This window comes from Anoxynatronum buryatiense (genome assembly GCF_900182905.1).
GTDB classification, from domain to species: Bacteria; Bacillota; Clostridia; order Peptostreptococcales; family Tindalliaceae; genus Anoxynatronum; species Anoxynatronum buryatiense.
Map to the genome: position 1 here is coordinate 51575 of NZ_FXUF01000019.1, position 22177 is coordinate 73751.

The 22177-nt window shown below is 49.6% G+C and carries 16 protein-coding genes and 1 rRNA gene; all 17 read right to left on the reverse strand.

What is annotated here, in order from left to right; genetic code table 11:
- Positions 1–18: 18 nt before the first annotated feature.
- Entirely contained in the window at positions 19–1431 is a 1413-nt protein-coding gene (gene cysS / locus QOL74_RS16995; protein WP_283410711.1) for a cysteine--tRNA ligase, read from the reverse strand.
- Positions 1432–1767: 336 nt separating this feature from the next.
- On the reverse strand, positions 1768–3237 hold the full coding sequence (gene gltX / locus QOL74_RS17000; RefSeq protein ID WP_283410696.1) for a glutamate--tRNA ligase: 1470 nt from the start codon (positions 3235–3237) through the stop codon (positions 1768–1770).
- Between the two features lie 137 nt (positions 3238–3374).
- Positions 3375–4817 carry a proline--tRNA ligase gene (gene proS, locus QOL74_RS17005; protein WP_283410697.1) on the reverse strand — a complete coding sequence of 481 codons (1443 nt, stop codon included), beginning with the start codon at positions 4815–4817 and terminating at the stop codon, positions 3375–3377.
- Positions 4818–5006: 189 nt separating this feature from the next.
- Positions 5007–5504 carry a 2-C-methyl-D-erythritol 2,4-cyclodiphosphate synthase gene (gene ispF / locus QOL74_RS17010; RefSeq protein ID WP_283410698.1) on the reverse strand — a complete coding sequence of 166 codons (498 nt, stop codon included), beginning with the start codon at positions 5502–5504 and terminating at the stop codon, positions 5007–5009.
- The gene (gene ispD / locus QOL74_RS17015) at positions 5491–6315 is read right to left on the reverse strand and encodes a 2-C-methyl-D-erythritol 4-phosphate cytidylyltransferase (protein ID WP_283410699.1); all 825 of its coding nucleotides are present in this window, start codon (positions 6313–6315) and stop codon (positions 5491–5493) included. Before ispD ends, ispF begins: the two co-directional genes overlap by 14 nt.
- Entirely contained in the window at positions 6290–7384 is a 1095-nt protein-coding gene (locus tag QOL74_RS17020) for a PIN/TRAM domain-containing protein (protein WP_283410700.1), read from the reverse strand. The genes ispD and QOL74_RS17020 overlap by 26 nt, the downstream gene beginning before the upstream one ends.
- Positions 7385–7603: 219 nt before the next feature.
- A complete protein-coding gene (locus QOL74_RS17025) occupies positions 7604–8080 on the reverse strand; it encodes a CarD family transcriptional regulator (RefSeq protein WP_283410701.1) in 477 nt (158 codons plus the stop codon).
- 150 nt (positions 8081–8230) lie between these two features.
- The gene (gene radA / locus QOL74_RS17030; RefSeq protein WP_283410702.1) at positions 8231–9616 is read right to left on the reverse strand and encodes a DNA repair protein RadA; all 1386 of its coding nucleotides are present in this window, start codon (positions 9614–9616) and stop codon (positions 8231–8233) included.
- Positions 9617–9653: 37 nt separating this feature from the next.
- On the reverse strand, positions 9654–12104 hold the full coding sequence (locus QOL74_RS17035) for an ATP-dependent Clp protease ATP-binding subunit (RefSeq protein ID WP_283410712.1): 2451 nt from the start codon (positions 12102–12104) through the stop codon (positions 9654–9656).
- A complete protein-coding gene (locus QOL74_RS17040) occupies positions 12097–13149 on the reverse strand; it encodes a protein arginine kinase (RefSeq protein WP_283410703.1) in 1053 nt (350 codons plus the stop codon). Before QOL74_RS17040 ends, QOL74_RS17035 begins: the two co-directional genes overlap by 8 nt.
- Positions 13146–13670: a UvrB/UvrC motif-containing protein gene (locus QOL74_RS17045; RefSeq protein ID WP_283410704.1), complete on the reverse strand. Its 525-nt coding sequence runs from the start codon at positions 13668–13670 to the stop codon at positions 13146–13148. Before QOL74_RS17045 ends, QOL74_RS17040 begins: the two co-directional genes overlap by 4 nt.
- A gap of 18 nt (positions 13671–13688) precedes the next feature.
- Positions 13689–14147 (reverse strand): CtsR family transcriptional regulator, encoded by a 459-nt coding sequence (locus QOL74_RS17050; protein WP_283410705.1) that lies wholly within the window; start codon positions 14145–14147, stop codon positions 13689–13691.
- 137 nt (positions 14148–14284) lie between these two features.
- Entirely contained in the window at positions 14285–16366 is a 2082-nt protein-coding gene (gene fusA / locus QOL74_RS17055) for an elongation factor G (RefSeq protein ID WP_283410706.1), read from the reverse strand.
- 277 nt (positions 16367–16643) lie between these two features.
- Positions 16644–18995: a ribonucleoside-triphosphate reductase, adenosylcobalamin-dependent gene (gene nrdJ, locus QOL74_RS17060; protein WP_283410707.1), complete on the reverse strand. Its 2352-nt coding sequence runs from the start codon at positions 18993–18995 to the stop codon at positions 16644–16646.
- A 307-nt stretch (positions 18996–19302) separates the two neighbouring features.
- Entirely contained in the window at positions 19303–20562 is a 1260-nt protein-coding gene (locus tag QOL74_RS17065; RefSeq protein ID WP_283410713.1) for a putative glycoside hydrolase, read from the reverse strand.
- Between the two features lie 107 nt (positions 20563–20669).
- Positions 20670–21833 (reverse strand): TMEM165/GDT1 family protein, encoded by a 1164-nt coding sequence (locus QOL74_RS17070; protein WP_283410714.1) that lies wholly within the window; start codon positions 21831–21833, stop codon positions 20670–20672.
- Between the two features lie 261 nt (positions 21834–22094).
- A 5S ribosomal RNA gene (gene rrf, locus QOL74_RS18505) occupies positions 22095–22177 on the reverse strand; the annotation flags it as partial.

Here is a 22177-nt window from a genome sequence, read left to right on the forward strand (position 1 = left end):
CTCTGGATTATAGGGGATTTACCGGTCATTGACAACCCGCTTCCACTTGATTCCTTCGGGGGTGTCTTCCAGTACGATGCCCTGTTCTTTCAGCTGATCCCGTATGGCATCAGCCCGAGCAAAATCCCGGTTCTGCCGCGCCTGTTGCCGTTCGCTTATGAGCTTTTCCACAGCATCTTCCAGCGAGCCTTCTGAGGTGTCTTCTTTTTGAAGCAGTCCCAGCACGCCCGCCAGCTCCTGAAGCAGTTCCAGTGCTCGCTGCAGTACTTTTCTGCCTGGTTTTTCTGTCAGCAGTGCATTCCCGGCCTTCACCAGTTCAAAAATAATGCCCAGTCCGTCTGCCGTATTGAAATCGTCATCCATTGCTGCCATAAATCGTTCCCGATAGTTTTCCAATGTGGCGATCTGGTTCTGGTCTTCCGTTCCTTCGGTTTCAGGGGCGTGATCATGATAGTACCGCCAGTTTTCCAGGGCAGTATAGAGTCTCTCCAGCCCGCTTCTGGCAGCAGTCATGGCTTCTCTGCTGAAGTTAATGGGATTGCGATAGTGGGCCGACAAAATGAAGAAACGCACCACTTCCAGGTCATACTCAGCAGCTATTTCCCTGGCAGTGAAAAAATTATTGAGTGATTTGGACATTTTGCGGTTATCGACGTTGAGATACCCCACATGTACCCAATAATTAGCAAAGGGTTTGCCGGTGAGGGCTTCACTTTGAGCCACTTCATTCTCATGGTGGGGGAAGGTCAGATCCCCGCCGCCGCCATGAATGTCGATGGTTTCTCCCAGATACTTGCGGGCCATGGCGGAGCACTCGATGTGCCAGCCTGGCCGTCCTGGTCCCCAGGGGCTTTCCCAGAAAGGTTCACCGGGTTTGGCGGCTTTCCAGAGGGCGAAATCCAGGGGGCTTTTTTTCTGCTCATTCACTTCAATTCGTGCTCCGGCCTTAAGTTCATCGAGGCTTTGTTTGGAGAGGTTTCCATAGGCAGGATACGCAGTGACATCAAAATAGACATCTCCCTGCTGTTCATAGGCAACGCCCTTTTGAATCAGCGCTTCCACGAAGGCGATGATTTCAGGGATGGTTTCTGTGACCCTGGGATGAACATCGGCCCGGCGGATTCCCAGGCTGTCTGCATCAGCAAAATACGCTTCAATGTACTTTTCACTCACCTCCACAGAAGTCAGGTTTTCTTTCAGTGCCTGTTGGATAATTTTGTCATCCACATCTGTAAAGTTTTGCACAAAAGTGACTTCATATCCCCGGTACTCGAAATACTGCCGCAATGCATCGAAGGTGATGAAGGTACGGGCATTACCGATGTGAAAATAATTGTAGACAGTTGGCCCGCAGGCATACATGCGGATTTTACCGGGTTCAATGGGAGAGAAGGTTTCTTTTTGCCTGGTGAGCGTATTGTAAAGCATGATGGCCATGGTCATTTCTCCTTTCATGATGGTCGCATGGTTTGTTTTAAAATTGATTCAAAAAAGCAAGCCGCCACTGAACAGCCTGTTCAGAGACGACTTGCCTGTCGCGGTTCCACTCTGATTGACGGACCCTGTCAGGGCCTGCCCTCTCATAACAGCTGTTAACGGAGGCTGATCCGGCGAAAGAAACCCACTGAGGGGCCGGGTGCATTTGGCGTCACCATTAAGATGTTTTCAGCCGTGACATCTTTCTCTGTTGGGTGGCGAGGCTACTTAATCCGACTTTTCGCACCGGTGATTTCCACCGGCAGTTGAACTCATTCATCACGTTATGGCTTACAGGTGCTGTTCAAGTCGTTTCAAAATCCGTTCTTTTCCAAGGACTTTCATCACCAGCATCAGATCTGGTCCGTGTACCCGCCCGGTAAGGGCCACACGCAGGGGTTTGAAAAACTGGGGACCCTTCAGTCCCGTTTCTTTTTGAATGGCTTTAAACACCGGCTTGATGACTGCCTCATCCATGGACCCCAGGGCAGCAAGCTGCTCTGTCAGTACTGGCCGCAAGGTCTCAAGAGCCTCCGACACCCACCATTCTTCGGCTTCTCCCGACTCCACTTCCAGATTTTCCTGGAAAAAAACCGCTGCTTTTTCAGGGAGTTCCGACATATAATGAAGGTTTTCCCGTAATATTGCCACCAGACTGGTCACCCATTGTCTGTTGGCTTCGGCTTCATCAGGCGTGATAAGGCCCGCTTCCTGAAGGCAGGGAATTGCAAGGTCTGTGAGCACTTCCAGATCGGCCTCCCGCATGTAATGGGCACTCATCCAGTTGAGTTTTTTCAGATCAAAAACCCCACCGCTTTTGGAAACCCGGTCCAGGGAAAACTTTTGTTCCAGATCGGCCAGTGTGAAGAGTTCTTCATTGTCCTCAGGACTCCAGCCAACCAGCGCCAGAAAGTTCACCAGCGCCTCCGGCAGATATCCCTTTCGACGGAAATCTTCCGCTGCCACATCGCCCTGGCGCTTGCTGAGTTTTTTCCGATCGATGTTCAGGATGTTGGGCAAGTGTACGTATGTGGGTGCTTCCCATCCCATTGCCTGGTATAAATAAACATGCTTGGGAGTGGATGCCAGCCATTCCTCTCCCCGAATCACATGGGTGATGGCCATGAGATGGTCATCCACCACCACTGCAAAGTGGTAAGTGGGATACCCGTCAGATTTGATAAGCACCTGATCGTCCAAGTCATCGGTGTTCATGGTGACGGTGCCCCGTACCAGGTCATGGAACTGGATATCTGTGTGTGCCGGCAGCTTCAGGCGAATCACATGAGGTTCGCCGGCAGTCATACGGGCAGCGCATTCTTCAGTGTCAAGCGAACGACAGTGTCCGTCGTAACGTGAACCGCCTTTTTCCTGACGCTCTTTCTCACGCAGGGCATCCAGTCGCTCTTTTGTGCAGAAACAGGGATAGGCATGACCTGAGTCCAGCAGTGACCGAATATGGCGGCTGTAGATATCCAGGCGCTTCGACTGAACATAGGGACCTTTATCGCCTTTTTCCGTCACCTGGCCTTCTTCTGTCAGCATGACGCCCTCTGTGTGATGAACGCCTGCCCATTCAAGGGAGCGCAGCAGGTTTTCAACGGCCCCTTCCACAAAGCGCTCCTGATCGGTATCTTCTATCCTTAACAGATAAGTGCCTCCATGGGCTTTGGCAAACAAGTAATTATACAGTGCTGTTCTGAGTCCTCCCACATGCAGAAAACCGGTCGGACTGGGTGCAAATCGCACGCGAACACTCATTAAAACGCCTCCTTTCCTTCTTGCTCGATGCCATTATCACAAACTGGCTGTTGTTTTCAAAAGACAGATATTACCCATTATCACCGGTTGGTTTTCCCAGGGGCCGTTCTGTCTGTTTTAATCAGCACCCGCTGAAATCAATAGGCTTTTGCATAGTAGACCATTTGCTCTGCAGGCTTTGCGCAGAAGGGACAGGTGTCTCCCAGTTTTTCCTGTTCGAAAGGGATGCAGCGAATGGTGGCGCCGGTTTCTGCCTTGACCCGCTCTTCGCAGTCTTCATCACCGCACCACATGGCTTTTACAAAACCAGGGGTTTCTTTCATAATCCGTTTGAAGGTCTCTTCATCATGTACCACATGAGTCTTCTGGTCCCGCATTTCTCTGGCTTTTTCCAGCAGGTTTTTCTGTATGGCTTCCAGCAGTTCACCCACCCGCTGTTTCACCTGACTCAATGAGCAGGTTTCTTTTTCAAGGGTATCTCTGCGGAAAAGCACCACCTGCTCTTGCTCCAAGTCCCGGGGGCCAATTTCAATGCGCAGGGGAACACCTTTCATTTCCCATTCGTTGAATTTCCAGCCTGGAGAATATTGCTCTCTGTCATCCAGTTCCATGCGGAACGCCGGTTTCAGTTCTTCAAAGATTTTAGCAGCAGCTTCATTGACGCCCCCCTTATGAGCGGCAATGGGAACAATCACAGCCTGAATGGGAGCAATGCCTGGCGGCAGCGAAAGCCCGCGGTTATCACCGTGAACCATAATGATCCCGCCGATGAGACGAGTGGAAACACCCCAGGATGTATGGTAAGGATGCTGTTGCTTCCCTTCACGGTCCTGGTACTCAATTTCAAAAGCTTTGGTAAAATGTTGGCCCAGGTTGTGGGATGTGCCTGCCTGAAGCGCTTTGCCGTCATGCATCAAGGCTTCCATGGTGTATGTGGCGTAGGCACCGGCAAATTTTTCCCGATCGGTTTTACGGCCAACCACCACTGGCATTGCCAGCAGATTTTCTGCCGTTTCCCGGTAAACATTCAGCATTTTAAGGGTTTCTTCCTGCGCTTCATCATAGGTTTCGTGCAGTGTGTGGCCTTCCTGCCAAAGAAATTCAGATGTGCGCAGAAAAGGACGGGTGCTCTTCTCCCAACGCACCACATTGCACCACTGGTTGTAGAGGAAGGGCAAATCCCGGTAAGAACTCAGCCATTTGGCGTACATGGAACAGATAATGGTTTCTGAAGTGGGTCGAACACAAAGACGCTCCGCCAGCTCTTCATCGCCCCCATGGGTCACCCATGCGACTTCTGGAGCAAAGCCTTCCACATGCTCAGCTTCTTTTTGAAGCAGGCTTTCCGGGATCAACAGGGGGAAATACATGTTTTTGTGGCCGGTTTCCTTGAAACGCCGGTCCATATACGCCTGTATGTTCTCCCAAATAGCATAACCATAGTGTTTAATCACCATAAAACCTTTCACCGGCGAATAATCCACCAGATCGGTTTTTTTAATGACATCTGTATACCATTGGGCAAAATCCACCTCCATGGGTGTGATTTCTTCCACAAACTGCTTTTGGTTTTTTGCCATTCCACTAACCCCTCTTCTATAGTGTTTCTGTCTATCATGACTATTTTCGTCTGTCATGACTATTTTTGTCTGCCATTCATGCTTCAATTGTCGTTTGTGCCTGCATCAACTTTCAAGTTCAGTGATGACGTCTGCGATTATTCCAACAGATCCTGTATCACTGAATTTCTTTTATTAGATCTGATATACTCATTCCTGAACGGTTTTTGCAGTCACCGTTTCTTTTAGCAATGTTACCGCCTGGGCGGCAATCCCCTCTTCTCTTCCCACGAAACCCAGTTTTTCAGTGGTGGTGGCTTTCAGATTCAGCCGACTTTCAGAAATTCCCATGGTTTCGGCAAGGCGCTGCTTCATGGCATCTAAGTGAGGGGCCATCTTTGGCCGCTGGGCCATGATGACGGCATCAACGTACTCCACCATCAAACCGTGTTGCTTCAACTGGTTCATCACCTGTTTCAGCAGGAGGAGACTGTCAATGTTGAAATAAGCGGGATCATCGTCAGGAAAGTGCCTGCCGATGTCTCCCAGGCCTGCCGCTCCCAACAATGCATCCATCACGGCATGGGTGAGTACATCTGCATCAGAGTGACCCGCCAGCCCTGTTTCGTGGGGAATTTCGACTCCCCCAAGGATGAGTTTTCGGCCGGTGACCAGTGCATGAACGTCAAATCCGTTACCAATTCTCATGGTGCCGCCTCCTGGATTCCAGAATTGCCTCTGCCCTGCGCAAATCTTCCTGAACGGTGATCTTGATATTTTCATCGCATCCGGTCACTATCTGAACAGAAAACCCGGCCGCTTCCATCACTGCCGCATCATCCGTTGGAGCAGCTTCCCCGGGGAGCCTCTCATATGCTTGCTGAATGCCGGCTGCCGAGAATATTTGAGGCGTCTGTACGCTCCAAAGCTGTACCCGTGAAACCGTGCCTGTGATGATCCCTTTATCATCGACCCGTTTCAGGGTATCCGTCACCGGCAGTCCGGGAATTGCGCCATCTGCTTTCTGGGCAGCCTGAAAGATTCGCTGAATCAGGGCGCTTGTTACCAAAGGTCTTGCCCCGTCATGAATGCCAATGTGGGTGGCCCGAGAGTTCACTGACGCCAACCCGGCTTCCACCGATTCACGACGGCTGGCACCACCCGCAACCAGCTGCGTTACCTTGGTCATATGACCGGATACCAAAATTTCCTGCTGTACTCTTGCCAACTCATTGGGATGAGAGACCAAAATGATTTCTTTCACATTCGGGTCCTGTTGCAGCTGTTTCAGTGTCATGGCAAGCAGCACCATTCCCCCAAGGGTGGCAAACTGCTTGCGTTGATCCATTTTCATGCGGCTGCCGGTGCCGGCTGCTGCGACAATCATTGCCAGCCATGGCTGGTCTTGGAATTGATGAGGCATGGCACTCATTCCTGTTTCTGTGATAGTTTCAGTTCGTTGATCGTTCCTATAACCGGCCTGTTTCAACAGCTCAATGTCCATTTTTGGGTTTAGCAAAAATCATGCGCCCTGCAGCCGTCTGCAACACGCTGGTAACCAGCACATCAATGGTTTCACCAATATAGCGGCGGCCGTTTTCCACCACAATCATGGTGCCGTCATCCAGATAGGCCAGCCCCTGACCAGCTTCTTTACCGTCTTTGATCACTTCAATCTGCATTTCTTCGCCAGGAAGCACCACCGGTTTCACAGCATTTGCCAGTTCGTTAATATTAAGCACGTCCACACCTTGCAGAGATGCCACTTTGTTCAGGTTGTAGTCATTGGTTACCACTGTTCCTGCCATGGCCTGCGCCAGCTTCAGCAGCTTGATGTCCACTTCATGAACATCGGGAAAGTCATGGTCCACAATTTTCACCTGAATGGGCAGCTCCTTTTGAATAATGGCCAGCACATCCAGGCCTCTTCTGCCCCGGTTCCTTTTGAGAGCCGCTGAAGAATCGGCAATGTGGCGCAGTTCTTCCAGCACAAATTCAGGAATGATCAATGGCCCTTCCACAAACCCGGTACGGCAAATATCGGCAATACGTCCGTCGATGATGACGCTGGTATCCAGGATCTTCGGAATACCCTCCCGAACACTTGCCGGCTTTTTGGCGTTGTCATCTGCTCGGAGCACATTTTTTTTCAGAACATTTCCCAGACTGACATATTCTCCAGCTTTTGTTGCAAGACTAATTCCCAGGTATCCCAAAAACAGGTAAACCACCACTGAAATGATGACACTGATAAAGGGAATGGGAATATTGTTCAACAGTCCGCTGATGAGATAGGCAATAATCAGACCAACAATAAGCCCGGCCGACCCGGTGATCAGTTTCTCCACCGGAACGCCCGAGAGTTCGTTGATGATCCAGTTGGCAAGATTTCGCCCAAGATTGATTAACCAGGGGGATAGTACAAAAAAAAGGCCGCCGCTTACCATAGCAGCTGTTATGAGTCCGAATAAAAACAACCCCACGCTGTCGATCACCATCACCTGTTCATGACGTGCAATGAAAATATAGACCGTGATGCCCGTCAGACTACCAAGAATGGTAACCACCCATTTTAAAATTTTGTTCATGTTACCTTCACCTCCTTTCAGTCATGACGTGACAAAAGCCACTTTTGTTGCACCTGCGTGGTCCAAATTTCATTCGAAAGCGTCTTCATCTCATTCGTACCCAAAAAAAGAAACACGCAACGAAGAAAATACCCGCAGGCACATATCCTGAGTATAACAGAAAATGCATCTCTCCGGGAAGTTTTTTCGCCGATGTTTCCTTGTTCCCACTAAGGGGCTTTATTTAATCACATTTTCAATCATGCTGGTGGCTTCGGTCTCCGGAAGATTTCCCGCTAAAATGATTTCACTGATGAGTATTTGCCGGGCATTGTTGAGAATCTTTCGTTCGCCGGTGGAGAGGGATTTTTCGCGGTCCCGCAACACCAGATTACGTACCACTTCAGCAACTTCAAAGATATCGCCGCTTTTGATGCGATCCATATTCGCCCGATAACGCCGGTTCCAGTTCTGGGGCATTTTTGTCACATCTGCCGAAAGCACAGCAAAAACGTGGCTGAGGTCCTCAAAACTGATGATCGGTCTGACGCCGATTTCATCCACATTCTCCATGGGAATCATCACTTTCATGTCGTTCAGCGGCATGCGCATCACATAATACCGCCGGTTTTCCCCCAGAATATTTCGTTCTTCAATGGCTTCAATCACTCCGGCTCCGTGCACCGGATAGGCAATTCTATCGCCAATTTTAAACATGCCCTACCCCCCAGACTCTGCCAATCCTGTTCTCTACTCTTTCAGTATAGCGCAGTCGTCAGAGCCTGTCAACAAAGCACAAACGCAAAATGTTATCATAGGGCCTCTCCAATGTCAATCATGTTTTCATACACATCAGTGGCATCTGAATCATCCATGTGCCGGCTTCAGCTGAAAAACCTGTTGAATTGCCTCTTTCAGGGTGGAGACTCCCACCAGCTCCATCCCCTTCACTTTCGGCAGTTTCACCAGGTTCCGCTGAGGAATGAGGCATCGGGTAAAGCCCAGTTTCTGAGCTTCCCTTATCATTTTTTCAATTTGCCCCACCGGCCGCACCTCTCCTGTCAGACTGATTTCACCAATGGCCACCGTATTTTTTACAGGCAAGGGCTTCCCTCTGAAACTGGAGTACATGGCCAGCGCCATGGCCAGGTCAGCAGCCGTACCTTCCAGGCGCAATCCGCCAATCACATTGAGGTATACATCCTGCTGCATGAGGGGGATCCCGATTTTTTTCTCAAGAACTGCCACCATGAGCCCCAGGCGGTTGGCATCTGCACCGATGGTGGTGCGTCTGGCAAATCCTGCATTGCAGGGTGTCACCAGGGCCTGAAGCTCCACCAGCAACGGCCTGGTTCCTTCCACAATCGCTGCCACCATGGCACCTTCTTCTTCCTGACTGAGGGACTCCAGAAACAGCGCCGACGGATTCCCCACCTCCACCAATCCTTCCTGACGCATTTCAAACACACCAATTTCACTGGTGGTTCCAAACCGGTTTTTCACCGACCGGAGAATCCGGTATTCCTGAGTGCGCTCCCCTTCAAAATGAAGCACCGTGTCCACAATGTGCTCAATCACCCGGGGGCCTGCCAAATCACCCTGTTTGGTCACATGGGCCACCAGCATCATGGCAATATTGCCTTCCTTTGCCTTACGCATCAATCCATTGACACATTCTTTGATCTGAGAAACGGTGCCCGGAGCCGAGGTCAGTTCCGGGTGAAATAATGTCTGAACGCTGTCCACAATCACAAATACAGGTTTAATCCGTTCTATCTCATCTAAAATATGCACCACATCTGTTTCTGATACCACGTAAAGTTCATCGGCAATGGCACCGGTGCGAGCTGCTCTAAAATGAATCTGTTCCTCCGATTCTTCGCCCGTCACATAAAGCACCAATCCCGACCGCCGGGCAATTCCACTCCCAGCCTGAAGAATGAGGGTGGATTTCCCAACTCCTGGCTCGCCGGATATCAACACCAGCGACCCCTGTACCATGCCGCCGCCCAGCACTCGATCAAACTCAGCAATACCCGTTAGAAAGCGCTGCTCCTGACCTGTGGGAATATTGCCTATGGGTTTGGGACGGCGCCGTTCTCCTGCCGCTGCCTTGGCCCTATTTTTGCCTGATGAAGCTTCCTGGAATTCTTCCATGGTTGTCCATTGAAGGCATGCCGGGCATTGCCCCATCCACTTGGGGCTTTCAAAACCGCACTCGCGGCAAAGAAACACTTTTTTGGTCTTTTTCATGAAATCCTCCGTTTTTCACTTGGATTTTCAACTCACGTCAACTCGAAGGCAACTGGGTTACAAATTGCAAGGTTTCTCCATCCGCCTCCACCTGAACCGTTCCTCCTGGTTGAACAGTGCCTTTTAGAATTTCTTCTGTCAGACGGTCCTCCAGCAGTTTCTGAATGGTTCTTTTCAGCGGTCGGGCACCGTACTGAGGATCAAATCCCTGCCTGCCGATGAGTTTTTTAGCTTCCTGAGTCAGTTCAAGATGAATGTCCATGGCTCCCAGGCGTCGCCCAAGCTCTGCCACCAGAAGTTCAACAATACCGGCAATATCTTCCTCTTCCAGCGAATGGAATACGATCATGTCGTCGATTCGATTTAAAAACTCAGGTCTAAAGGTCTTTTTTAAGTCCTCCATGATGTTGTCTTTCATCTTGTCATAATGATGCTGCTTCTCCTGGTCAGCATTGGCCGCGAATCCCAGACTCTTCTGCTTGCGGATATTATGGGCGCCCACATTGGATGTCATGATAATGATGGTGTTTTTGAAGTTTACCATTCGCCCCTTGCTGTCGGTAAGACGACCGTCATCCAGGATTTGCAGCAGGGCGTTGAAGACTTCCGGGTGCGCTTTTTCAATTTCATCAAAGAGGATCACTGAATAAGGTTTGTGCCGCACTTTTTCCGTCAGCTGGCCACCTTCATCGTACCCCACGTAGCCCGGAGGTGACCCAATGAGTTTGGAAACAGTATGCTTTTCCATGTACTCAGACATATCTACCCGAATCATTGCCTGCTCATCACCAAAAATGGCTTCGGCCAGCGCTCTTGATAGTTCTGTTTTCCCCACACCTGTCGGCCCAAGAAATATAAAGGAACCCACAGGGCGCTTGGGATCTTTCAGGCCCACCCGCGCCCGGCGAATGGCCTTCGACACAGATTCAATGGCCTCCTGCTGGCCCACCACACGCTGATGCAGAATGTTTTCCATGTTCAGGAGCCGGTCTGATTCTTCCTGCTGTAGTTTTTTTACTGGAATCCCTGTCCAGCTGGCCACAATATCAGCTATTTCTTCTTCGCCCACAATGGGCTTTTGAGCTTCTTTCAGCTTGTACCACTGATGTTTGTGCTTTTCAATGGTTTCCCGCACTGTTTTTTCCTGATCCCGCAAGGTGGCTGCCCGTTCAAATTCCTGAAGGCTGATGGCCTCTTCCTTCTCCTTTTGAATGCGTTGCAGCTTTTCTTCCAGATCTTTCAGATCTGGCGGTGTGGTGATGTTCTGCAAACGAATTTTGGAAGCGGCTTCATCAACAAGATCAATGGCTTTGTCCGGCAAAAATCGGTCAGAGATATACCGGTGGGATAACTCCACAGCCCCCCTCAGCGCCTCATCAGTAATCTTCACGCGATGATGCGCCTCGTATTTGTCGCGAAGTCCTTCCAGAATAAGGAGGGCGTCTTCCACTGAAGGTTCTTCGATGCGAATGGGCATGAAGCGTCTTTCCAAAGCCGCATCTTTTTCAATGTGTTTTTTGTATTCATCCACCGTTGTGGCACCGATCGCCTGGATTTCACCCCGGGCCAGCGCCGGTTTCAGAATGTTGGAGGCATCAATGGCGCCTTCAGCGGCACCAGCTCCAATGATGGTGTGTATTTCATCGATAAAAAGGATGATGTGACCAGAATTTCGTAATTCTTCCATCACTTTTTTCAGCCGCTCTTCAAATTCTCCCCGGTATTTGGCACCAGCCACCATGCCTGCAAGGTCCAGTGTGATAATCAGTTTATCTTTCAGATTCTGTGGCACATCACCCGCCACAATTTTTTGTGCCAGCCCTTCGGCAATGGCAGTTTTGCCCACGCCGGTTTCACCAATGATGCATGGATTATTTTTTGTTCGGCGACTTAGAATCTGAATAACACGCTGAATCTCCTCACTTCTTCCAATGACAGGATCAACTTTGCCGTCTTTGACCATCTGATTCAGATTGCGGCTGTATTGATCCAGCACAGGAGTGCCACTGTTTTCTCTTCCTGTTTTCTGGCGGGGATCTCCTTCACCTGATGCTTGTCCTGCCTGCAAAATTTTAAACACTTCTTCCCGTACCTGATCTGGTTTCAAGCCCATTTCCATCAAAATTTTGCTGGCAACACCTTCTCCTTCCCGAATCAAACCAAGCAGCAGGTGTTCTGTTCCAATATAATTATGCCCCAGTTGGCGGGCTTCAGCAAAACTCAACTCGAAAATTCGTTTCGTGCGGGGTGTAAAGCCCAGTAGCTGGCCCTTTTGCTGCCCGGTTCCCACGACACGCATCACCCGGTCTTTCAGGGTATTCATGCTGACTTCCAGGTTTTTCAGTGCTTCTGCCGCCACTCCCTCATCTTCTTGAAGGAGTCCCAACAGCAGGTGTTCCGTCCCAACGTAATGATGGCCAAGTTGTTGGGCAAACTCCTGGGAAAGCAGGATTACTTTCTGAGCTCTTTCGGTAAATCGTTCATTCATGGACATCTGAGACGCCTCCTTCGGTTAATATCTTGCGAACCAGTTCAGCCCTGCGGCAGTCCCGCTCAACTTCGCGCAGCAGTTCTCCACAGTGTTTCTGCAGATTCGCCGGCTGTATGAGCTCAATCAGCTGGTGCAGATCGTCCAGGGTGCATGTGCTGATCATCCCCAGTGATACCCCCAGCTTAAGATCTGACAGGTATTGCATGGCTTCTTTTCGGGAAAGTCGCCGGGCATGGGTTAAAATTCCCAGCGAACGATGCACTTTATCCTCCAGGTCAATCCGTTGACGGGATAGGAGATTTTTGCGCGCCATCCGTTCCTTTTGGATGACCTGCAAGACAATATCTTCCAGGTTGCTGATAATTTCAGGTTCTTGCAAACCCAGGGTGATCTGGTTTGAAATCTGATAAAGATTCCCCATGTATTCAGATCCCTCTCCAAAAACACCTCTCACCGCAAAACCCAGTTGTCCGGCGGCATGAATCAACCCATTGATGAAGCCCAACAAGGTCAAGGCCGGCAAATGGAGCATCACCGAAATTCTCACTCCGGTACCCACATTGGTGGGACAGGCTGTCAGGTATCCGAACGTCTCATCAAAGGCAAACGGCAGCAGACGCCCCAGTCGATCATCCAACTGATCAGCTTCCTTCCAGGCTTCTTCCAGCTGCAGTCCCTTTAACATACACTGTATCCGCAAATGATCCTCTTCATTGACCATCATGCTGCGACGCTGCTGGCTGTCAATGAAAAATCCGCCGTTTTCCGGATTATCTGCCAGCGCAGGGCTGATGAGATGATCTTCCACATAGGTCTGCCGGTCGACCGGGTTAATGTCACGCAAAGCGATCCACCGAAAAGGATGATGGTCATGTGGACCGATAGCTGTCACAGCCTGTTGTACTTGCTGAACCAGTTCCAGAGACTGGTCAGACGACATGCGGTGGGGAAAGGGAAAAGATACCAGATTACGGGCAATGCGTACCCGGCTGCTGATGACAATATCCTGATGAGGGCCCGCAGGTGAAATGGAATGACTCATGAGGCTCCCTCCTTTATGTGGAGGATTTTTTGCTCCAGCAGGACAATTTGGTCCCGTAGTTCGGCTGCCTTTTCGAACGACTCTCTTTTCACAGCCTCTTTAAGGGCACTTTGCAATTGTTGTTTCTTTTTTTCAAAGCGATAAACCCGTTCTATTTTTGTTGGAACTTTACCGGTGTGTTGTAAATGTCCCTGAATGCGCTTCACCAGGGGCATGATCACCAGCCGAAAACTTTTGTAGCATACAGGGCACCCAAAAACACCCGTGCGTTTATAGTCAGCATAGGTTTGTCCGCAACCACTGCACTTTTTAGCGGCCGCGTTGTCCAAGTTCATCTCCTGATCCATTGCTTCTTCGTAAAAACCCTTTAAAAAGTCCTGCACGCTAAAAGAAAAGGAGGATCCCTGTTCCTTTAAATCAAGGGCACACGTCTCACACAAATGACTCTCGCGGGTTTGACCATTAACGGTTTGACTGACATGTACATGAGCCTGTCGTTGGTGACAGTGTTCACACAACACCGCCAACGCCTCCTTTCATCAGTGGATCAAGGCTGAAAGCATGGCTTTCAATATCCGGGAACGCATATAATCCCGATTGTTCAACGGGGACGCCAACACCACATCGCTGGTTGCCGCCCTCATCAGCCTGGCTTCCCGATCGTTAATCAGGTTCTGTTCCTGCAATGCTCTGATTAATCGCATTGCCTGGGTTTTGGTGACATTGTCCCGAATTTCTTCCATGAGAATCTGATGGACAGATGGATTTCGTTCTGGTCTCAGCCTCATGATTTTAATATACCCACCGCCGCCTCGCTGGCTTTCAATGGTATACCCATGTTGCACACTAAAACGCGTTGTCAGCACATAGTTTATCTGGGAGGGCGCACAATCAAAGTGTTTGGCAATTTCATTGCGCTGAATTTCCACCGCCTGTCCTTGACTCTGGCGTATCAACTCCTTGAGGAAGCTTTCGATCACATCACTGATTGTTGCCATGAGTTCACCTTCTTTACATGCTATTGGTTGACTATCTTTGACTTTAATCATAGCAAATAAGCCTCGCGAAATCAAGGATTTCGGAGGCTTATTTCAAATTTTCGTCTGGTGTTTTTCAGTCCATTCCTATCTGATTGTTAGGAATGCTGTTCTTCCTTCGCCGCTCTGGCGGCTTCAACAACCTTATCACTGATATTCGCCGGCACTTCTTCATATCTTACAAATTCCATGGTGAAATCGCCCCGGGCCTGGGTCATGGAACGAAGGTCAATGGCATACTTGAACATTTCAGACTGGGGCGCCTCTGCTGTCACTTTTTGCGACCCATCTTCCTGGGGTTCCATTCCGAGAATGCGTCCCCGACGCTTGTTCATATCACCCATCACATCTCCCATGTATTCTTCCGGCACGCGCACTTCCACCTTCACAATGGGTTCCAGCAGCACCGGCTTTGCTTCCTCCAGTCCTTTTTTAAAGGCCAGGGAGGCGGCAATTTTGAAAGCCATTTCTGATGAGTCGACATCATGATAAGAACCATCGTAGAGCTGTGCCTTGAAATTAACCACCGGGTATCCAGCCAACACGCCAGTCACCATGGCTTCACGAATGCCTTTCTCAACAGCAGGAATATAGGCCTTGGGCACTGAGCCTCCAAAAATAACTTCTTCGAAAATAAATTCTTCATCAGAAGGCTCAAAGCGCATTTTCACATCTCCGTACTGGCCACGGCCACCGGATTGTTTTTTGTGTTTCCCCTGTACATCGGCTTTTCCCCTGATGGTTTCCCTGTACGGCACCACCGGATCACTCAGTTCCACTTCAACACCAAATTTATTCTTCAGCTTGCTGGTGATGACTTTTATGTGCAGCTCGCCTTGTCCACGAATAAGCGTTTGCTTGGTTTCTGCATTTCTTTCAAAGCTGAAGGAAGGATCTTCCTCTGAAAGTCGCTGCAATCCGTTGCCAATCTTCTCCTCATCACCCCGCGCCTTTGGCTCAACAGCAAGGTACAGCTGGGGTTCTGTCAGTTCAATACCGCTGAAGATGATGGGATCGTTCACACTGCACAGGGTGTCACCGGTGTGTGTGTGTTGCAGTTTTGCCACTGCTGCAACGTCTCCCGCCTTGACTTCTTTTGTCTCAAGCTGATTTTTGCCCCGCAGGAAGAAAAGCGAGCCAATGCGTTCTTTTTCACCTTTGTTACTGTTCAGCACTTCCATATCTGCCGTGAGCTTGCCGGAGATAACTTTCAGGATGGAAATTTTACCAATGAATGGATCCACCACTGTTTTAAAGACCTGGGCCGAGAATGGTTCTGTGGGCGCCAGGCTTCTTTCCACTTCCTGGTCATCTTTTGGATTAATACCTTTTTTGGGCGGCATATCTGCCGGAGAAGGAGAATAGTCGCACAGCATGTCCAGCAAGGTGTGGGTTCCCACATTTTTGACAAACGAAGCACATATTACCGGAACAATTTCACCGCTGATGACGCCTTTTCGAAGCCCCACCTGAATCTCTTCCTCTGTGAAGGCTTCCCCACCAAAGTATTTTTCCAGCAGTTCCTCGTCACTTTCAGCCACTGATTCCATTAGGAGTTCCCGCATTTCCTGGGCCTGTTCCTGCAATGCATCGGGAATCGGTTTTTCAACGCAGTCTTTTCCCGTATATTCACGGGCTGTCATGCGGGCCACGTTCACGTTTCCAATGAAGGTTTCTTCTGATCCCAACGGAATCTGGAAAGGTGCCACCTTTTTCCCGAAGCGTTCCCGTAAATCCGCAATAATCTGATCATAGTCAACGTTTTCCCGATCCATTTTATTAATGGCAATAAACGTGGGAATCTTTTTATCCGTTGCAATTTTCCAGGCTTTTTCAGTTCCGACTTCAATGCCGCCGGTGGCATCGATGAAAATTACCATACCGCCTGCCGCCTTAATGGACGCCTGCACCTCACCCACAAAGTCAAAATATCCGGGAGTGTCAATCAAGTTTACTTTAAATCCGTTCCATTCAACAGGTATCACAGTGGTATTAATGGATGTCTTACGGCTGATTTCCTCTTTATCAAAATCGGAAAAAGTGTTTCCGTCTTCCACTTTTCCCATCCGGTTGGAAACGCCTGCAGCATACAGCGCTGCCTCACAGAAGGTTGTCTTACCGCTGCCACCATGACCCAACAGCGCTATGTTTCTGATTTTTTCGGCTTCGTACACTTTCATCCTTGTTCCTCCCTGTTTAGTTGCTGAATTTTAATCATATGGAAGTATTCGCGATGAATTGCCAAAATCCTTCTTTTGTTGACAGGAAATTTTAATTTATTTTGATATTTCTTTTTAAACCACTATTCTGCCTTATTCGCCGGTATGCATGTTTGGTTTCTCCGACTGTTCGCAACAAAGCGTCTTGTTCTTGATCGGCACCAAACCATAAATCATCAAGCAGGTGCACTGCAACGATCACGTCGGCAACGCACCTGCTCAGGTGTTTTATCATTGTTTAGCGGATGGGGCACACGCCATTTTCGCAGCTGCTGTCTGTGGGATCAAAACGGAAGTTTGGATTTTCATATCGGTTGATCAGAGAAGCAATAAACGGCTTCATGGCATCCCTTCGTTTCAGGTACTCTTCTTCAGTGATACTTTCGTAGGGCATCAGCTGATAAAAGCTTTCGCCGAAGGACAGGAAACTCACCGCTACAACACTATCCCAATGTTTCCACATCCATTCTTCCACGGCTTCCCACTCATCGTCCCGTACATGCACCGTGATGGAGGCGTTGTGATCCACATAGTGATCCATGAACATGCGGTAGTTTTCCAGCTGTTCAATGGCACTGACATCGGATTTGGTTTTACCTGCCGGAGCCTTCACCGGGAACTCCACCACTTTGGTGGTACAATTTTCCGGGTCCTGACCCACTTCCGGATAGACAGGATATTCAAGATCTTCGCACACCTTCACCAGCGGGTCCTGGGCACTGACACGAATTCGCCTGACATAGTAAGGGGAGTGGGAGTAATGCACCCCTGATGATACCGTCGGCAACTGGGAGAGTGTTCCCTCTGGTTTGACAGTGGTCACCAGCAGGGGCCGGTTTTCTCCGATTTCATCGGCATAATGGTCTGCTGCTTCCCTGGCGGCCTGACGCAAAGATTGCAACAGTTCCACCTGCTGCTCCATTGTCAGTTGCAGGGCATTCACCAGATCCTGCCAGCCCGTCAGACTGCAACCCACCAGCTTGTCACGACGCTGCACCGCATCCCAACTGGGAAGTTCCAGCTCAACGCAAGTCATTCGATAGGCTGCCCGGGCGGAGAGGCGCTGGGCTTCCATCAGCCCTTCATGATCAAGGGAGCCATCTTCCCTGACAAAAGCAAACACATTGATGGTGGTCAGATTGCAGACGCCTCTTGTGTCCAGCAGAATTTCTCCGCAGGGGTTCACCCCATTCATATTGGGCCGGCGTTTTTGTGCAGCTTCCGCGTTCACAAATCCCGGTTCACCCGAGTAACGCATCTGTTCCAAAAGCCAGTGAAGGGTTTCGCGATCCGGTTTGGCATCATAGTAAATCGAATTATTGCTCATTTGCCGGTGAATTAGCTCCTGGTCCACGATCCACTGACCATCAATTTTTTTGTAGAGTTCCGATTTTGCCCGGATGCTGTCTGCGTCTTCAGGGTCAATGAGCACCATTTCTGCAGTGCGGCGCACGCCGCCCACCACCACATTTTCACCAATGATATTGATGATGTCCAGCATATCCACCGGTTGCATCTTTACCCGATTTTTGCCTTCCATCCAGCCCCGTTTGCGAATCACTACATCAATCTTGGCAAACATGTTTTTCAGACTTGTGTGACCGCTGGCGGTTCCACCAAAGTTTTTCAGTTTTTCACCTTTGGGGCGCACATGATCATAGTCAACAATCACTGTTTTGATTTTTTTGTATTCACTGTTGGTTAATAGCTGGAAGAAATGGTCCAGTGCCTGAGTCCAGCCTTCTTTGCTGTCTCCCACCGTGATTTTCACCGTATTGTTGTGCATGAACTGCATGCTGGTGTTGTCTTCCCGAAGTGAAGGCGGCACCGGGTTATAGTCCTTATGGATCAACTCGTAATCGGTACGCATTTGAGGCAATTGTTCCACGTCTGACCGCAGAATGCGAGCGCCCACACCACTGCCCAGCATCAGGAGGTAAAACAGTTCCTTTAATGTTCCAATGGCATCCACAATAATAAAGGCGCAATTATAGTTCGCCATGGGGTAGTGCTCGGCCACCGGGGTGTGCCCTACCCAGAAGGTACGGCCTGAAAGAAACTGCTTCAGGTGAAAAATATTGTCATACAGCTTCTCAGCTTCTTCCCGGGTGGTTTGCACCAGGCTGCAGTTGTATTCCACTGCCCGTCGAACGGTTTCCCACCAGTATTCCCGCCGGTTTTCCTCCGGCAGCCAGCGTGAATAGGTGCGGTAATAGACAAAGCTGCCCAACTGTGCCATTGGATTGGGCAAATGTTTGTATTTACTGACAAATCCGTCCCCGATGACACGATAGTCTGATTCCTGGCGCATCGCCCGGCTCTTATTCCGTTCATTCCGGTAGATGATGTAGTTTTTGGCAACATCTTTTCGTTCACTGTCCATTAAATGCAGCTCCACCAGGTCCTGTATGTTTTCCACATGAACCGGCTGCTGTTGCCCTTTAACCGCTTCTTCCACCTGGCGTGCGATGGCGTGACTAAGATGATGATCAACACCAACCTTCGTTTCTGTCATGGCTTTTTCAATGGCATTGCTGATTTTTCCCACATCAAATGCCATCAATCGGCCATCACGCTTTCGAATATTCATTTTGCGCCTCCTCTTGTGATTTACAGCTGAAAAGAGTGGGTGATCAGGATGCCCGTCTTTTCTTTTTTTGTCGAAGCAATACCCATATGTTGTGTTTCAACTTTGTGCTGCAGGTTAAATTATACCATATATTGTTCGGTTTAAACAGATTCTGCCAATCATTTTACCATTCACCAAATATCGGGTAATTTGTCCCTGTCATGATACCGGTTTCTCCTCAGCAGGCGTGACATCATTCTCCGTTTTCACACACACTTTTTTAACCATTAAAAAAGCACTGGTATCTGTCATTACCAGCGCTTTTCTTCTATGGAGTATTCCGCGGAATGTCTTCTCGCAGTGCTTCCCAAGTGTAGTTATTGCCTGCATTCCAGAGGATCCATTCATTGACACCACTGTCATAGGTGCCTCTGATCTGATCACGCACCTGCTCAGCACCATACCTCTGATAATAGCCTCTCCCCAAATAGCTGGCGGTGAAATCCTGAATCCATGGGCGCAGCACCGCTTTGGGTTCATCGGTATTCATGTCTTCGATCCTGTCAACAGCTCGCTTCATGGTTTCATAAAGAATGGGATAAGGCTCAAGATCAGGAACAGCAACACCGAAGGTACCCAATGCGTAGTGAGAAGGGTACGCCATGGGGCACAGAATATCCGCGGCAACAGCCAATGTTTCCAAGTGCTGCCCCAGCCGCATGTCGTCTGTGACCGCCGGCACCAGGCCAAAAATATCTGCCGATACATAAACCCCATACGGTTTCAGTTCTTCCCGGGCATAAGACAGGAAAGCGGCAACGGCCTCTGCCATGGTTTCCTGTTCGCCAGCTTCGCCATAATCAATTTGCTCCCGGGGGCCATCTGTGGGAAACCGCACATAGTCAAACTGAACTTCGTAAAATCCCCGCGTGGCCGCTTCCTTGGCAATATCCACCAAATAGTCCCACGCTTCCCGATTGTATGGATTCAGCCATGCATCCTGCTTTCGGTCCCGCCACACCTGCCCTTCATGGGTCTGAATGGCCCAGTGGGGGTTTCCCGCAGCAGCAATGACGTCTTTGAATGTCACGATGCGAGCGATGGGGTAAATGTCATGATAATGCATGATATCCATGGCTTCCTGAAAATCCCTTACCTTCACCCGGGCATCCTGCCCCAAATCATTTACCATGGGGATGCCAGATGCATAGGTCATTGTGCCGTGATCATCCTTCACATCCACCACCCAGGCATTGATGATTGACTGATTGGTTTCATTGAGAATTTCTTCAAAGCGCCATTGCAGTCCAATGGTATTGCCCGTCATATAAATACCCTTGACTTCCCGGTAAATTTTAAAAGGCTCCCAGCTGCTGTCAGGCTGCACCATGTAGTCGCTGCCTTTCACCGGTATGGTTGCCAGTTCTTCATCATCCCAGGCTTCCATGGCCCCAGCTGTTTCGTAAATCGGCTGACGAACCGCCGTTTGACATCCTGTCATTCCCAGGGTAAGGGCCAAGGCCAGACACACCCCCAGAATACCGTGCCGCTTCCACTGCCCAAGTTCGCTTGTCTGCCTGACTCCCATCACGATTAACAGCCTCCCATGCCTCTGTCATTGCATTTATTGTCACGAAATCATTCATGCATTCTCTGTTATTATACCACAGGTATTCATCAAGAAGTACCTCCGGATCATTCGGGCTTTGCATCTGCACGGGGTTGCGGTAGTTCATCGGTACAGCGCCTGTTTTCATTTTTAATGGTCTCGTGCCAGTGCTGCAAATGGCTGTGGTAGTAGTCATGATCTTCCTGATGGATCTGCTCCAGATACTGATCCCAGTCTCCCTGAAATGCCAGTGAATGACCAAACAGAAGTTTTTCAAGTACCAGCCGGGTCTGATTCAGTACGCAGGTCTCATGGTGAGGTTGGCAGTGGCGGCAGGTGGTGTACACAACCTTGAGAGTATCATACAGATGCTGGCGTTTAAATTCCCGAAGCACCTTAATTTTGGGTGACCGCATCTGTTTTAAAATGGCGTTTTCCCGGGAGACAGCTTCTTCAATAAGCGTTTCCAGCTCAAACACAGGGCATTCATCTTTACCACAGCTTGCACAGGCAGCTTTATCATTGCATATCCGGTCCACCGAATGCCTTATTTGTTCCAGGTCTAACTTTAAAATAACTGCCACGTCTTTCAGTGCGGTCTGATCCAGCCGGTGTTCCCGAACAGCACGCCGCATCAGCGGAAGGGCTGTCATCAACATCAGTGCCATGAACACAGCAACACTGTAAGGATAAATCCATTCCATCGGCAGGGTGTTATAGAGGCCAATGACACCAAACACAAAAAATACATTCGCTGCAATCAGCTTCAGTGCCACCTCGGGCACACGATCTCCCAGTAGTTTCCCTGCTATAATGCCCAGCGCACTGACACCCACCATCCCCATGGTTGTCCCTGCCAGCGTGGCCAGCGGCGCACCTGACTGGGTGGCCAGTGCCATGGCCGTGAGTTGTGTCTTATCTCCCAGCTCGCCAATGAAAAACGCTGTTGCCACTGTCAACACAGGTCCCAACTGTAACATTCTGGTTTCTGATTCCTCATCACTCGCCAGCAGTGCCCAATATCCAAAAAACAGAAAAGAGACCGAGGCAATAACCCCCAGCCACTGAACGGGCAGCACCACTGTCAAAAAGGTGCCGACGAAGACAGCAATTCCGTGATTGAACAGCGAGCCCAGAAAAACACCTGCCAGCACCTTCCGCATGGGATAGCGCGTTGCAAAGGTCATAGCTAAAATTTGCGTTTTATCACCCATTTCAGCCAAAAAAATCAGCAAAAAAGCCTGTGCCATTTCGTTCAAGACAGATCCTCCCGTCATTTGCTTTGCAGCCACCGGTACCAGAGCAGAAATCAGTTCCAGATGAATATCGCCGAACTCGCAGCTTCGAACGTTTCTGTTAATTGTTTGCTTTTTTATCGTACATACCCGTATCCATATCTTCCATTCAGGCCGTCGGTACAGGCCGTCGGTCATGGAAAAAAGCCTTTTTCACACTCTCTGTCACAGAGAATATAAAAAAGGCTTTTACTTTTTATATAGTTAGAAGGTAAGGAGTCGCAGCGACCTACTCTCCCAGGACTTCACGTCCCAGTACCATCAGCGCTGAAGGGCTTAACGGCTGTGTTCGGGATGGA

Excerpts from the sequence above, each read along its gene's own strand:
- nrdJ (WP_283410707.1), bottom strand. The coding sequence starts at position 18,995 with ATGAATATTCGAAAGCGTGATGGCCGATTGATGGCATTTGATGTGGGA.
- proS (WP_283410697.1), bottom strand. The coding sequence starts at position 4,817 with ATGGCAAAAAACCAAAAGCAGTTTGTGGAAGAAATCACACCCATGGAG.
- radA (WP_283410702.1), bottom strand. The coding sequence starts at position 9,616 with ATGAAAAAGACCAAAAAAGTGTTTCTTTGCCGCGAGTGCGGTTTTGAA.
- ispF (WP_283410698.1), bottom strand. The coding sequence starts at position 5,504 with ATGAGAATTGGTAACGGATTTGACGTTCATGCACTGGTCACCGGCCGA.
- QOL74_RS17040 (WP_283410703.1), bottom strand. The coding sequence starts at position 13,149 with ATGAGTCATTCCATTTCACCTGCGGGCCCTCATCAGGATATTGTCATC.
- QOL74_RS17025 (WP_283410701.1), bottom strand. The coding sequence starts at position 8,080 with ATGTTTAAAATTGGCGATAGAATTGCCTATCCGGTGCACGGAGCCGGA.
- QOL74_RS17050 (WP_283410705.1), bottom strand. The coding sequence starts at position 14,147 with ATGGCAACAATCAGTGATGTGATCGAAAGCTTCCTCAAGGAGTTGATA.
- QOL74_RS17035 (WP_283410712.1), bottom strand. The coding sequence starts at position 12,104 with ATGAATGAACGATTTACCGAAAGAGCTCAGAAAGTAATCCTGCTTTCC.
- QOL74_RS17070 (WP_283410714.1), bottom strand. The coding sequence starts at position 21,833 with ATGGCACAGGCTTTTTTGCTGATTTTTTTGGCTGAAATGGGTGATAAA.
- QOL74_RS17020 (WP_283410700.1), bottom strand. The coding sequence starts at position 7,384 with ATGAACAAAATTTTAAAATGGGTGGTTACCATTCTTGGTAGTCTGACG.
- fusA (WP_283410706.1), bottom strand. The coding sequence starts at position 16,366 with ATGAAAGTGTACGAAGCCGAAAAAATCAGAAACATAGCGCTGTTGGGT.
- QOL74_RS17065 (WP_283410713.1), bottom strand. The coding sequence starts at position 20,562 with ATGGGAGTCAGGCAGACAAGCGAACTTGGGCAGTGGAAGCGGCACGGT.
- gltX (WP_283410696.1), bottom strand. The coding sequence starts at position 3,237 with ATGAGTGTTCGCGTGCGATTTGCACCCAGTCCGACCGGTTTTCTGCAT.